The organism is Pseudomonas sp. LW8 (genome assembly GCF_041956865.1).
Lineage (GTDB): Bacteria > Pseudomonadota > Gammaproteobacteria > Pseudomonadales > Pseudomonadaceae > Aquipseudomonas > Aquipseudomonas siliginis.
In genome coordinates this window covers 2073574-2087179 of the sequence record NZ_CP168138.1, presented here as the reverse complement: position 1 = coordinate 2087179, position 13606 = coordinate 2073574, and the positions used below count along the sequence as shown (strand labels likewise).

At 60.2% G+C, this 13606-nt stretch carries 12 protein-coding genes; 5 read left to right on the top strand and 7 right to left on the bottom strand.

Going from position 1 to position 13606, the window contains the following annotated elements:
- Positions 1 to 47: 47 nt before the first annotated feature.
- Both AB9L16_RS09385 and AB9L16_RS09380 read left to right on the top strand, forming a co-directional pair.
- Complete coding sequence (locus tag AB9L16_RS09385; protein ID WP_375123419.1) at positions 48 to 1436, top strand: VOC family protein; 1389 nt, start codon at positions 48 to 50, stop codon at positions 1434 to 1436.
- Positions 1437 to 1744: 308 nt separating this feature from the next.
- On the top strand, positions 1745 to 2572 hold the full coding sequence (locus AB9L16_RS09380) for a glycosyltransferase (RefSeq protein WP_353187888.1): 828 nt from the start codon (positions 1745 to 1747) through the stop codon (positions 2570 to 2572).
- A 323-nt stretch (positions 2573 to 2895) separates the two neighbouring features.
- On the opposite strand, the gene AB9L16_RS09375 is transcribed toward AB9L16_RS09380, so the two are convergent.
- From AB9L16_RS09375 to AB9L16_RS09350, 6 genes are all read right to left on the bottom strand, one after another.
- A complete protein-coding gene (locus tag AB9L16_RS09375) occupies positions 2896 to 3480 on the bottom strand; it encodes a hypothetical protein (protein WP_041478611.1) in 585 nt (194 codons plus the stop codon).
- Between the two features lie 86 nt (positions 3481 to 3566).
- Entirely contained in the window at positions 3567 to 3767 is a 201-nt protein-coding gene (locus AB9L16_RS09370) for a hypothetical protein (protein WP_056784567.1), read from the bottom strand.
- An 11-nt stretch (positions 3768 to 3778) separates the two neighbouring features.
- A complete protein-coding gene (locus AB9L16_RS09365) occupies positions 3779 to 4021 on the bottom strand; it encodes a hypothetical protein (RefSeq protein WP_305382640.1) in 243 nt (80 codons plus the stop codon).
- A gap of 137 nt (positions 4022 to 4158) precedes the next feature.
- Entirely contained in the window at positions 4159 to 5226 is a 1068-nt protein-coding gene (locus tag AB9L16_RS09360) for a lipocalin-like domain-containing protein (protein ID WP_375123418.1), read from the bottom strand.
- On the bottom strand, positions 5216 to 7684 hold the full coding sequence (locus AB9L16_RS09355; protein ID WP_375123417.1) for an FtsX-like permease family protein: 2469 nt from the start codon (positions 7682 to 7684) through the stop codon (positions 5216 to 5218). The genes AB9L16_RS09360 and AB9L16_RS09355 overlap by 11 nt, the downstream gene beginning before the upstream one ends.
- Positions 7684 to 8337: an ABC transporter ATP-binding protein gene (locus tag AB9L16_RS09350; protein ID WP_016774109.1), complete on the bottom strand. Its 654-nt coding sequence runs from the start codon at positions 8335 to 8337 to the stop codon at positions 7684 to 7686. Before AB9L16_RS09350 ends, AB9L16_RS09355 begins: the two co-directional genes overlap by 1 nt.
- Positions 8338 to 8476: 139 nt before the next feature.
- Here AB9L16_RS09350 and AB9L16_RS09345 point away from each other — a divergent pair, with 139 nt between their 5' ends.
- Complete coding sequence (locus AB9L16_RS09345; protein WP_375123416.1) at positions 8477 to 10450, top strand: alkyl/aryl-sulfatase; 1974 nt, start codon at positions 8477 to 8479, stop codon at positions 10448 to 10450.
- Between the two features lie 219 nt (positions 10451 to 10669).
- Here the strand turns inward: AB9L16_RS09345 and AB9L16_RS09340 are convergent, their stop codons facing one another.
- On the bottom strand, positions 10670 to 11521 hold the full coding sequence (locus tag AB9L16_RS09340) for a helix-turn-helix domain-containing protein (protein ID WP_375123415.1): 852 nt from the start codon (positions 11519 to 11521) through the stop codon (positions 10670 to 10672).
- A gap of 96 nt (positions 11522 to 11617) precedes the next feature.
- On the opposite strand from AB9L16_RS09340, the gene AB9L16_RS09335 reads away from it, so the two are divergent.
- Positions 11618 to 12562: a LysR family transcriptional regulator gene (locus AB9L16_RS09335; RefSeq protein WP_375123414.1), complete on the top strand. Its 945-nt coding sequence runs from the start codon at positions 11618 to 11620 to the stop codon at positions 12560 to 12562.
- Positions 12559 to 13578 carry a helix-turn-helix domain-containing protein gene (locus tag AB9L16_RS09330; RefSeq protein ID WP_375123413.1) on the top strand — a complete coding sequence of 340 codons (1020 nt, stop codon included), beginning with the start codon at positions 12559 to 12561 and terminating at the stop codon, positions 13576 to 13578. Before AB9L16_RS09335 ends, AB9L16_RS09330 begins: the two co-directional genes overlap by 4 nt.
- Positions 13579 to 13606 lie beyond the last annotated feature (28 nt).

The window sequence follows — 13606 nt, the reverse complement described above, 5'->3', positions numbered from 1 at the left end:
CGATCTTTTCCGGCATCCATTTCGTCACCGTGGCAGGAATTTTTTTCATGACCGTGCAGCCGTTCGTCAGCCCCGACCTGATCCGCCAACGCTTCTCCCGAGCGATGTCCGACATGTACCGCGAAGAGGTGCCGCTGTACGGTGCGCTGATGGAACTGGTGGAAAAAACCAACCGCGAAGTGCTGGCACGTCAGCCTGATATTGCCGGACAGCTCAAGCGCACCGGCGAAATCGAACGCCTGGACATGGAACGCCACGGCGCCATCCGGGTAGGCACCGCGACCGAACTGGCCACCCTCGCCCGCTTGTTCGCGGTGATGGGCATGCAACCGGTGGGTTATTACGACCTGACCCCGGCCGGTGTGCCGGTGCATTCAACGGCGTTTCGCGCGGTGCATGAAGAAGCGCTGCAGGTCAGCCCGTTTCGCGTGTTTACCTCGTTGCTGCGCCTGGAGCTGATTGAAGACGCCGAATTGCGTTCGTTTGCCGAGTCGGTACTGGCCCGTCGTTCGATTTTTACTGAAGAGGCGTTGCGCCTGATTGAACAGGCGGAAACGGCAGGCGGACTGAATGACGACGAAGCCGCAGAATTCGTCCGACAGGCCCTGGAGACTTTTCGCTGGCACCACAGCGCCACCGTCAGTGCCGCGCAGTACCAGAAACTCAGCGCTCAGCACCGCTTGGTCGCCGATGTCGTTGCGTTCAAAGGCCCGCATATCAATCACCTGACCCCGCGCACGCTGGACATCGACACCGTTCAGGAGCAGATGCCTGCCCATGGCATCACACCCAAAGCGGTGATCGAAGGTCCACCACGCCGCAATTGCCCGATCCTGCTGCGCCAGACCAGCTTCAAAGCGCTGGACGAGCCGATCGCCTTCACCGATCAGCCCGAAACCCGTGGCAGCCACAGCGCGCGCTTCGGCGAAATCGAACAACGCGGCGCCGCCCTCACGCCGAAGGGTCGCGCGTTGTATGACCGCTTGTTGAATGCCGCTCGCGATGAATTGGGCGACTTCCCTAACGAAGCCAATGCCGCACGCTACGACGCGCTGATGACTCAGCACTTTGCGGAATTTCCTGACAGCATCGAGGGCATGCGCGAACAGGGGCTGGCGTACTTTCGTTTTTTCGCTACGGAAAAGGGCCTCGCGGCGCACGGACTTGGCGAATCGTCCCTGGAGGATTTATTGCGCGATGGCTACGTGAAAGCGGAGCCACTGGTGTACGAAGATTTCCTGCCGGTGAGCGCGGCGGGGATTTTTCAGTCGAACCTGGGGGATGCCGCACAGGCGCATTACGCCGAACACTCCAATCGACATGCTTTCGAACAGGCGCTGGGGCGTTCGACCATTGATGAGTTGGGGTTGTACGCCGAGACGCAACGGCGGTCGATTGAGGAATGTGCCGAAGTGCTGCGGATCAAACTCACCTGAATTTTGCACCGCTCTACTGTAGGAGTGAGCCTGCTCGCGATAGCGGTGTAACAGTCGCCGATGATGTGACTGGAAAGACGCCTTCGCGAGCAGGCTCGCTCCCACAGGTTTTGCGGATGGACCGCCGTTCAGGACAAGCGACAAAACCAAATGGTCGCTGCATCTATTGGAAAACAATGTCGGATCTGAATTATCCCGCTTGTTTTCACAAACCAATCAGATCGGCAAATTAAGCTTCACCTAAGCTTCCCCCGCTAGCATCCCGGCTCATCAACCTGTCGTCTTGAGCCGTGATGAGTCCCTCCGACATGAAAGCCTTCGATCTGCCTACCCAGCCGCATCCCAACTTCAGTCTTGTTCTGGTCAATTACAAAACTCCGGACATCACCCGCATGTGTCTGGAGCTGTTGCGCGAGCATGTTCAGGCGCAGGGCATTCCAGTGTGGGTGGTGGATAACGATTCGACGGATGCCAGCCTCGATTATTTGCGTTCGCTGGACTGGATCAATCTGATCGAGCGGCCGTCGCCCGGTAAGGAAATGGGGCATATTGCCCATGGCAAGGCGCTGGATCTGGCCTTGGCGAAAGTTGAGACCGATTATTTGTTTCTGCTGCACACCGATACCTTTGTCTACGACATGGAAGTGTTCGCGATGATGATGCGCGAATGCACGAAAAGTGCGGACATGGCGGCGGTCGGTTGTGTTGAGCAACTTGATCGTGGGTTACTGCGTGATACCTGGCGGTTAACTTCGCGGTTCTGCAAACATCATGTTCGTCGGCTAAAAGTTCATTTCGGCCTGCGTTCGAAACCACCACGCCCGTATAAAGAAACGCATCTGAAAAGTTTCTGTACGCTGTGGAATGCGCGTTTGATGAAGTCGCTCGGGCTGCACTTCTGCATGGATGAGGAGGTGCCTGGTTACACGCTTCAGGATCGAATGGTCGGGTTGGGCTATGGCGTCAGGTTTCTCTCGCCGCGGAAGATCTTCCGCTACCTTGATCACATCCAGGCCGGCACCGTCGCGGCGGCAGGCACATATGGCAAGGATCATCGCCGTACAAAAATGTACCAGCAGACACTCAAGCGCTTGCAGGGGCAGCATGGCAAAACCGGTATGCAAGCTTCGACTTGATCGAAAACAATAAAAAAGGGCGACTGCAAAGTCGCCCTTTTTGTTTGCAGATTCTGTATACAACTTTCGTCAGTAGTGGAGTTCGCCCAGTGTTACGGCCTGGCAATCCTTGCACCGGTAAAGAGCCCTGACACTGGGCGAACGCCGAGGATTTTAATTCAAACAAGTGGACCTGTCGTCATGGGCAAACATGAAATTTTTGCACTGAAAATTTAAAAACTGTGTTTTACCGATTTATCCCGGGAATTGTCTTACAAAAAACTTTATATGATTGCTCTCATACATAAAGTTATACAAGAGCAATAAACTTGTAGAGTTAATACTCAACTATCGTGCTGACTGGTCACTTTCAGGATATCGGTGTAAGTGACAATAACGCTTTGCCCTACTTTCAGATCTTTCAACTTGGCCTGAATCTCCGGCTTCTTCACATCGAGCGTCTTCGATTGTCCGGACGGATCTTGGAGGGTGACCTGATTGGTCTTCAAATCGATTTTGCTGATTTTCAGCTGCACCTGAACCTGACGATAGGCCTCGCCGCCCGGGTTATCGCTGCCCGGGGCCTTGCGCAGTTCGCCGGTACGTTCGGTGGTGCCCGGCAGACCTTTATCTACATCGGTGTCGAGATAAGCCGCGACAGACCGCTGCACTTCGATCTTCACCAGGTCCCCCACCTTGAGATTGGCGAGATTTTTCGCTTTGTCGCTGAGCTGAACGTGGACCTGACGTCCCTCGGGGCCTTCCAGCACGACCTGGTGATTGGCCGGGTCGACGGCGAGCACTTTGGTGGTAACGGAATCGGCCTCAACGACGGCAGATAACGGAATATCGGCAGCTAAAGCGCCGAAACTGGCAGCAGAAAGCAGCGTTGCGAGAGTGATGGCCTTGGCCAGAGCGTCGAGCTTCATATGCATTACTTTCCCTGTGATGAAATGGCGACGCCCGCCACCGAAACGACTTCTGCAGCAGGCGTGCCAGTGAGCATAGACGCTGTTCAGGGCTTGACTTGGGTTTGTGGCCCACGGGTATGTGGCTTGGCGGTCTCTTGCGCAGTGGATTCGCCACTCGGCGTGCCTTTGCCGCTGTCCTGCCGCTGCTTGGGATCGGTCGGGCGCAGGGCATCATTGTCGCGCTCGGTTTCACCGGCCGGGCGTGGTTCGTCGGGGTTGTCGTTCTGGTTGCTGGTGGTATTCATGGCAGGAGTCCTCAGGCTTCGGGATCTTCGAGTTCGCGGGCGACGTTGACCTCGGGTGACTGCTTGTGCAGATCGTCGGCTTTGGCGCGCATCAACTGCCATTGCTCAAGATCGATCGCGCCTTGGCCGAGCAGGTCATCGGCGATGCGCTGCAGATGGAGGTAGTGAGCGTCAGGGGAGTTCTGCCAGTAGGCTTGATCGTCGAACAGGCGCTGCCAGGTGTCGAGGTCTGGGGGTTGCAGGTCGTCGCTCATGGGTGAGTCCGAAAATGGCGGGTTTCTGGGTAGAGCGGAGAGCGCTGGCGAGAGTTCCAGTCAGTTAACTCAGCGGTCACAGCGCTGACGCTTTCGCGAGCAGGCTCGCTCCCACAGGGAAGAAAGCGGTGCCGCCGTTAATACCCGGTCATTTCCAGATAGCCTTGGCCAGGATGGCTGCCATCAATCTTCACCGGCCCTTCCCAGTACGGGATACGCAAATCCATCCACGCATTGCGGTTGATCGCGTCAACGCTGATATCGAGTTTCTTGTCAGGAATGCGGATCGACCATTTCACCGGCATCGGTCGATCGGCAACCTTTGCCGTGTCCTGCGGCACAAGGCTGATCTGCTCGCTGCGCAACGTCTGAATCTGCCCGTCAGCGGCGATCCAGGTGCCGGTCAGATAAGGCGCGCCGGTCTTCTGCCGCATGCGATAAAGCATCACGTGTTCGCCGCTGTCCAGATGCAGCGAGAACCAGTCCCAGCCAGTTTGATTGGCGGTGAGTGGCTGACTGCTCCACTCGCGATCGAGCCACGCCGGGCCGCTAACGGTGTAGGCCTGGCCGTCGATCTGCAGCGTGCCGCTGGCCTGGAAAAATGGCTGGCTGTAGTAATACGACGCCTGGCCTTCTTCGGATTTTTGGCTGAAACCGTTGTCGCCCTGCAGCACCAGCGGTCGGCTGGAGGTAAGGCGCAGTTGATAAGCGAAATTCTTGTCACGAGCACTGAGTTGCATATCGCTCAACGGATCCTGCGCCTGACTGGCAAACATCCAGTCATCGATCCACGCCTCGAACGGCGCCAAGCGCACGCCGGCCTGGCCTACTCCGCCCCGGGCGTAGCGCTCGGCGGCATGATGCACCGAGCGCGAAGTGACTGCCGCATGGCCCAGCCAGATCGTTTGGTTGCCCCAACCGGCCTGCTCGGCGACGGGTTTCAGGGCGCTGCGAAACAGCGTCCATTGCACGCCGAAATCATTGCCCTGCTGATCCTTGAGGTTGGCGGTGACGTACCACCACTCAATGCGAAAACCATCATGCGCGCCATGATCGGCCGGAAAGCTGAATATCCGACCGGGCACCACCGGGGTGAAGGATTGCGCCTGATCGCCCATGCCGGCAAAGCCCTTTTCCTCGGGTGCAGGCTGATCGCAGCCAGCGAGCAGCAGCGCAATCATCAGCACGAGCCATTTAGTCCTCATGGGCAAATGTCCTCAGCAAGTCCGCCGGTTGTGTGCGGTACAGCGAATACAGCGGCCATGCCGAAGCCAGTAAAGTCGCGAGCAAGGCCAGGCCCATCAGTTGCAACAACTGCAACGGGAACACCCGCAGCGGCAGTCGCCAGCCGAACGCCTGCACGTTGATCACCGCATCGAGGCACCACGCCAGGGCGATGCCCAACGGCAGCGCCAACAGCAACGTCAATACGGCAAGCAGCCAGGTCTGACCGAGGTTGAGCAGCATCAATTGTTTGCGTGTAACGCCCAGCGCCCACAGCGGTGCGAGCTGACTGAGGCGACTCTGGCTCTGAGTGAGCAGACTGATGAACAGCGCCACACCCGCCACGGCCAGGGTCAGGCTGTTCAAAGCTGCTGTCGCAGCAAATGTGCGTTCAAAGACTTGCACCGACCAGCCCTTGAGCCGCGCCTGATCGACGATGCGGTTGTCATCCAGCGCAAAACGCGCCTGCAAGGCGTTGAGCAGCGCCGGAATCTGCGCTGGGTCGATACGCAGATTGAAGCGGTTCGGCGTGAGTTGCGGCCAGCCGCGCAGCAGGTGCTCACTGCTGATCAGCACGTGCCCCTTCGGATTGCCGTAGTCGGCGTAGATGCCGACGATGCGCGGCGACCATGTGCCGTTCGGCGTGGGAATGTTCAGATGCTCGCCCGGCTTCACTTTCAGGCGTCGCGCCAGTTGTTCGCTGAGCATCACCGCATCGTCCGTGGCCAGTTTGCCCCACGGATCGCTGCCACTGCTGTCGAGCAACGGCCAATGCTGGCGATAGTAGGAGTGGTCGATGATGCCGTAGACATCGGCCGGCCAGCCTTGCAGCGTCACCGAAACCTGCCAGTTGGGCAGCACAGCGGTCACGTTGGGCTGCTGCCTGAGCCAACTTTGCATCTCGCGAGCCTGCGCCGGATTGGCCGGGTTGATGTACAGCTCGGCGCTCAGGCGTTGTTCGAGCCAGTCGTTGAAGGTCTGGCGAAAACCGGCGGTCATGCTGCCGGCGCCGATGTTGGCGGCGAGCGCCAACAGCAGCGCCATCAGCGCCAGACTCAGGGCTGGCAGTTGCTGGCGGCAGTCGGCGAGAAACCACTGGCCGAGCACCGAACGACTGCGCCCGAGCAACGGGTTCAACAACGCGCTGAGCAACACCGGCAAGGCCAGCGCGGCACCGAGCAACAGCCCGGCCATGAGCACGAAACCGCTGCTCAGGGTGTCGCCCCAGATCAGCGCCGCCAGCGCAATTGTCAGCAGCGCTGTCGCCAGCCAACCCTGTCGGCGCAACCAGCGCGAATACTGTTGATGCCACGCCTGCGGATCGGCCACCGCCAGCAACGGCAGGCGCGCCGCCCGCAGCAGACTGTTGGCCCCGGCCAGCAACGCGCCGAGCAGGCTCAGCCCTATGCCGCTGAACCACCACCAGGGACTCAGGCGCAACTGCCCCGCCACTTCCGCGCCATATAAACCGCGCAGGCTGGCGGCGACGTCCGGCAGCAGCACGCTGGCCAGCCAATAGCCGCTGATCACACCGAATAATCCGCCGATCAGCGCCAGCACACCCAGTTCAACCACCAGACATGCGATCAGCATTCGTGCACTGACGCCACAGGCGCGCAAGGTGCGCAGCAAACCTCGGCGCTGTTCCAGAGCGAGGCCGATGGCGGCGTGGACGATGAACAGGCCGACCAGAAACGACAGAAATCCAAGGGCATCGAGATTGAGGTGAAAGCTCTCGGTCAGCCGCGCGAGGTTGTTTTCTTCGCCGCTACTCTTGAGCTGCAAGCGATCATTGAAACTGGCCGGTAATTCTTGATGAAAGTCCTTGGGTAGCAGCAGTCGCGACAATTGCTCGGGTTGTTCGAGCAGGCGTTGCGCTACGCCGATGTCGACCAGTAACAGGCCCGGCGCCATGTCCTTCTGCGCGAGCAGTGGCGGCAGGGTTTGGCCGTTTACGGTTTGCGGTGTATCACCTTCGCGTAAGCCGAGCATTTGCATCGTGTCCGGGGAAATCCAGGTGCTGCCCGGCGGGCTGAAAAACTCGACGATGCGCTCGATCGGCATCGCCTGCCCGGCTACTGCCGAATCCGACGGCAGCGACACCGGCTCGATCCCCATCACTTGAATGCGTTGATCTTCCTGGCCCTTGAGCGTCAGCCGGCCCTGCAACACCGGTGACACTGGCCAGCCCTGACGGCGCAATTCGATAAACCAGCGCTGTGGAAACAGCGCCCCATTCGGCGTGCTCAGGCTGGCCTGTGGTTCGCCGCCGATCATCTGGCTGGCCCGCGCGTAGCTGTCACGTGCCTGACTGTTCAGCGCCTCGACGCCAGTGAGCAGACTGGTGGCCAGCCACAACCCGGTCAGCACGCTGAAAAACTGCACGGGATGGCGCCGCCAGTGGCTGAGCAGCGCGCGCAGGGTTTGCCGCCAGATCATCAGGCGACCCGCCCGTTCGACAACACCACACGCTGGGCCAATCGCGCCGCGACGCGCTGACTGTGGGTGACCATCAGCAGGGTCGTCGGCGTGTCATCGAGCAATTCCAGCAACAGCCGCAGCACTTCATCGCTGGTCGCTTCATCGAGGCTGCCGGTGGGTTCATCGGCCAACAGCAATTTCGGCTGCGAAGCCAATGCCCGGCCCAAAGCGACTCGTTGCTGCTGACCGCCGGAGAGTTGCTCGGGATACCGCGAGAGCAGATCGCCCAGACCCAGACGCTGCACCAGATGCGCTTGCCAGCGCGGCTCATGGCGCCCGGCCAGGCGCGCCTGAAAGGCCAGATTGTCTTCCACGCGCAGACTGCCGATCAGGTTGAACTGCTGAAACACCAGACCGATTTCCGTACGTCGCCAGTTGGCCAGTTGCGCTTCGCTCATGGCTTCCAGACGATGTTCACCGCTGCGGATGCTGCCGCTGTCGACCTTGTCCAGCCCCGCCACCAGATGCAGCAGCGTGCTTTTGCCACTGCCCGATTCGCCCATCAGCGCCAGGCTGCCACCGGCCTCCAGCGTCAGGTCGACGCCTTGCAGCACCGGCAACAATCCCTGTGGCGTGGCATAGCTTTTGAAAACGTCGCGAACCTCAAGCATGGGCAAACCCGATCAGTGAACCTGGGCCTAGGATAGCGGCCCTGAATGGTTTTTGTCCGCTGATGATCATCGTCAACCCAGCGCCGCGCCTTAAGCTGCTGGCTGTTCGGCCATAACGATAATAAAACCGGAGACACCCATGCCCCGTTTCATCCTGAGCCCGCGTGGCCTGCTGACCTGCCTGATCACCACTTGCCTGAGCCAGCCGTTGCTCGCTGCTGACGGTCCGGTGGCGCCGAGCATGCAAACCGCTGCAAGCAACGCTGCCGTCCTGCAAACCCTGCCTTTCAGCGACCGCACCGATTTCGAATCCGTCAGCAAAGGCTTGATCGCACCGTTCAAGGGCCAGATCAAGGATGCCGCCGGCAAAGTCATCTGGAACGTCAATGCCTATGATTTCCTCGCCAAAGACAAGACGCCGGAATCGGTCAATCCGAGCCTGTGGCGGCTGGCCCAACTCAATGCCCACGCCGGTCTGTTCGAGGTCAGCCCCAAGCTGTATCAGGTACGCGGTCTCGACCTCGCCAACATGACCATCATCGAAGGTGACGACGGGCTGATCATCATCGATCCGCTGACCATGGCCGAAACCGCCAGGACGGCGCTGGATCTGTACTACGCCCATCGCCCGCGCAAACCGGTCGTCGCAGTGATCTACAGCCACACTCATGTCGATCATTTCGGCGGCGTGCGCGGGGTGATCGACGAGGCCGATGTCAAGTCCGGCAAGGTCAAGGTGTATGCGCCAGCGGGATTCATGGAACACGTGATGAGCGAGAACGTCATGGCCGGCAATGCCATGAGCCGCCGCGCGCAGTACCAGTTCGGCAGCCTGTTGCCGCGCAGTGAAAAAGGCCAGGTCGACGCTGGCCTCGGCAAGAGCGCGCCCAGCGGTGGCACGGTCACACTGATCGCGCCTACCGATCTGATTGCCGAGCCGTTGGAAACCCGCACCATCGCTGGCCTGCAAGTCGAATTCCAGCTGACCCCAGGCACCGAAGCGCCCGCGGAAATGAACCTTTATCTACCGCAGCTGAAAGCCTTGTGCATGGCCGAAAACGCCACGCAGATGATGCACAACATCCTCACCCCGCGCGGTGCGCAGGTGCGTGACGCCAAAGCCTGGTCGCAATACCTCGATGACAGCCTGGCCCGCTACGGCGACAAGGCCGACGTGCTGTTCGCCCAACACAACTGGCCGACTTGGGGTGGTGAGCGCATTCGTACTTTGCTCGCCGATCAGCGCGACATGTACGCGTTCATCAACGACCGCACCCTGCACTTGCTCAACCAGGGCCTGACGCCGCTGGAAATTGCCGAAGCAATCAAGAAACTGCCCGGCTCGCTCGATCAGAAGTGGTACACCCGTGGCTATTACGGCTCGCTGAGTTTCAATACGCGCGCGGTGTATCAGCGCTACATGGGTTTCTACGACGGCAACCCGGCCAATCTCAATCCGCTGCCCCCGGTCGATGCGGCTAAACGCTCGGTCGAGGCCATGGGCGGTGCCGCGTCGGTGCTGGAGAAAATGCGCAGTGCGATGGCCAGCGCTGACTACCGATGGGCCGCGCAGTTGGGCAACCAGTTGCTGTTCGCCGATCCGGACAATGCGGATGCCCGCAACGCTCAAGCCGAGACGCTGGAACAGTTGGGCTATCAAAGCGAGAACGCCACCTGGCGCAACATGTACCTGACCGGTGCGATGGAACTGCGCAACGGCGTACCACCGCAGTCTGCCAATACCGTATCGGTGGACATGGTCCGGGCGATGAGTCCGGAAATGTTCTTCGATTACCTCGCGGTACGCCTGGACAGCGACAAAGCCGTGGCCCATGACCTGACGCTGAACTGGACGTTCGACGATGTGCAAAAGGATTTCACCCTGACCCTGCGCAACGGCGTGCTGACTCACCGCGCCGGCTTGAATCCGGCGGCGGATGCGAGCGTCAGCCTGAGCCGCGATACGCTGGAGAAGATCAGCCTGAAGCAATTGGACTTCCCGACGGCGATGCAAAAAGGACTGGTGAAGTTGCAGGGCAATGGTCAGAAATTCGGATTATTGATGGGCAGCCTGGATACGTTCGGGCCGCAGTTCAATATCGTCACGCCGTAAGTCAAAAGCCCCTCACCCTAGCCCTCTCCCAAAGGGAGAGGAGACTGACCGTGTTGGATGTACGAGATACGGCGAGGTGGGATACCGAGTAGGACTCAGATTCCGAACGCCATGAAGATCGGCTCCCTTTCCCCTTCGCCCCCTTGGGGGAGAGGGCTGGGGTGAGGGGGTAAATCTTGCTGGCACCCTCAATAACGATCAATCACCTCAATCCTGCTTTCAACAAACCTGCCCCGGATTCAACCGGAACTGCTTCGGCGTAATCCCGAACTGTTTGCGAAACGCGCGGATAAAGTTGCTCGGCTGGCGATAACCCAGCCGCTCAGCGATCCGCTCGATCGGTTGATCGCCCGCCGTCAGCCAGTGCCGCGCCATCGTCAGATTGTCCTCACGCGCAGGCGCGCAAGTTGCAGCGTGCCAGTGGCGCAGCATGCTCTGGTGCAGAAACGGGTTGGCGCCCAGCAAAGCCTGATCGAGCCTGGAGCGCGGCAAGGTCAGGCACAGATGCTCGCCCTGCTCCACCGCGATACCCACTCCACGCAGCCAGCCACCGGCCATTTGCGCCGGGCGCAGGCTGACACTCACAAACAAATCTCCAGGCGCCCCGCCGAGTCGACGGGCAATGTTGCGCACCAGCGTTATCGCCGCCGCATCCAGAGCGAAATGATGGAGCTGCCCCTGCTGCGAACGCAGGCGCAAACGAGCCACGTCGCCTGCCTCGACCAACTCCACCGCAACGTAATTGATCACCCTTGGCAAGCAGTCAATGAAGCACTTCAGACTGGCCCGCAGGGTCGCGGCCGAGTCGAGCAGAATATTCAGTCCTTGCAGGCAATCGGTCGCCATCCCGTCGGACAGTTCGCAGCCAAACGTCGGCGCTACCCCGGCCCATTCACACTCACGCCACAACCGTTCAACCGCTTGTGCGGCGATCAATTGATGCTGTCTGGCAAGCACAGACGGGCAGATCCCGACGCGCGTCATCAAGCGTTGCGGGCACAGCCCGGACTGGCGAGCATGCGCGAGAATCGTGCGGGTGAACGCGCTGGAGGCGAACAGAGGCTGAGACATGAAGGCGGCCATCGAAGAACAGGCGTGTACTTATGCCAGCGGACGTGCTATCGATCCAATGCATTAAAAGTATTCGCAAAATGCAGGAGACGCATGATGGATCTTCGCCAGCTTCGCCACTTGGTCGCCCTCGCTGATTACCGCAACTTCGGTCGCGCCGCCGAGGCGATCAACCTCAGCCAACCGGCGTTCAGCCGCAGCATCCAGACTCTGGAGCGTGACCTTGACTGCGAGCTGGTCGAGCGCAGCAGCCGTGAGTTTCGCCTGACCGGGCAAGGCCAACTGGTGCTGCAACATGCGCGGCGCCTGCTCGCTGGCAGTCAGGCGCTGCACAACGAATTGACGCAATACAACGGCCTCACCGGCGGCGAACTGCAATTCGGTTGCGGTCCGTATCCGGCGCAAGTGCTGGTGCCGGAAGCGCTGGCCGACTTCATTGATGCGCATCCGGCGATTCGCACGCGGTTTCATCAGGGCGACTGGCAGCAATTGACGCTGTGGTTGCGCGAGCAGCAGATCGAGTTTTTCGTCGCCGATGCGCGGCACTTTGTCAGCGATCCGCAGTATCAGGTGTACCTGCTGCGCACGCGGCCGGGACGGTTTTTCTGTCGCGCCGGCCATCCGCTCCTCGCGCAACGAGACCTGCGATTGCGCGCCCTGCTCGATTACCCGATCGTCGGCACGCGCATTCCTCCGATGATCCGCAAGGTACTCGCCGATATCCTCGGTGAGCAGGACTTCACCCCGAGCGTCGAGTGCGCACAATTTGACGCGATCCAGCGCGTAGTGCTGCGTTCAGACGCGGTGGGGCTCGCCACGCTTGAGGCCTTGCGTGAACAACTTGATCGAGGCCTGATCGAGCTGCTCGACTTTGTCGACGTCCCCCATGACGAGGCGGCGCTGCAATTGGGTTACGGCATCGTCAGCCGCGCCGGTTTTACCCTGACGCCAGCAGCGCGGGCGATGATCGAGGCGATCCTCAGCGTCGATCAGCGTTTGCTGGCGGCTAACGGAGCTACGGGAGACGCGCGCACAACATGAGCAAAATCGATCCGCAACCCGTCAACGCTTTTTACGCGCCGACCCTGCTGCCGGCCATTGAAGAATTGCTCGCGCGCGGCGTTACCCAAGACGCCATCGAAGCGCAGCTGCGCCGCAGCCTGTTCGATCTGCGCACGCCGTTCACGCGCATGCCGCTGCTGATGTCGCGGCGCTTCTGGGCGTTTGCCGTGGAACAGAGCGGGGATCCACTGATCGGTCTGGCGGCGGGTGAACGTTTCGTTTCGACGGCCACCAACGGGCTGACCTATCTGTTCGATGTCGCCGTGTCGCTGGAACGTGCCTGTGCGTTTTTCGCCGAGTACTTTGCGTTTTTCAACGGACATTTCCGTGTGCAAATCCTGCGTGAAGATGACGGCGTAACACTGCGTCTGGTCGACGACGGCAGTCTTGGTGCTCCGGCGGCGCTGACCGATTACATCCTTGTCAGCCTGTGCAGCCTGGTACGACGCAAATTGCTCGCCAGCGGCGTGAATCGTGATCCGGTGCTAGGTGTGGCACTGGCATCGGCAAGCCGCGAGCAGCATCAATCGGCATTGCGCGCGCCGGTGAGCGCAGAGCAATCATGCGCGGCGATTCATCTGGATCCGCAGCTGTTCGTAATGCCGTTGACACCGGGCAATCCGGCATTGGAAACAACGCTTGTCGATCTGCTGGAACAGACCCGACGTCTCAGTGAATCGACCTTGCTCGGACAGCTCAGCGATTATCTGATCGAAGATCTGGCGACAGCGGATTGGCAGCAGTTCTGTGTTACACAGCATTTGCTTGAGCGCACGGCGGCAAGGCGTTTGAAGGCGTTGGGCTGGACTTTCAGCGAACTGCTTGATGAGCATCGCCGCTATCGTGCCGAGGACCTGCTGCAATCCGGGGCGCTGGAGCTGGTCGACGTGGCGGATCGCTTGGGTTACAGCGATGTGCAGGGATTCAACCGGGCTTTCGCGCGCTGGCTGGGGTGCGCGCCTGGGGAGTATCGGGCGCGGTGGCTGAAGCTTTGAATTGGCTGGTGTCAGTGCTGGCCCCATC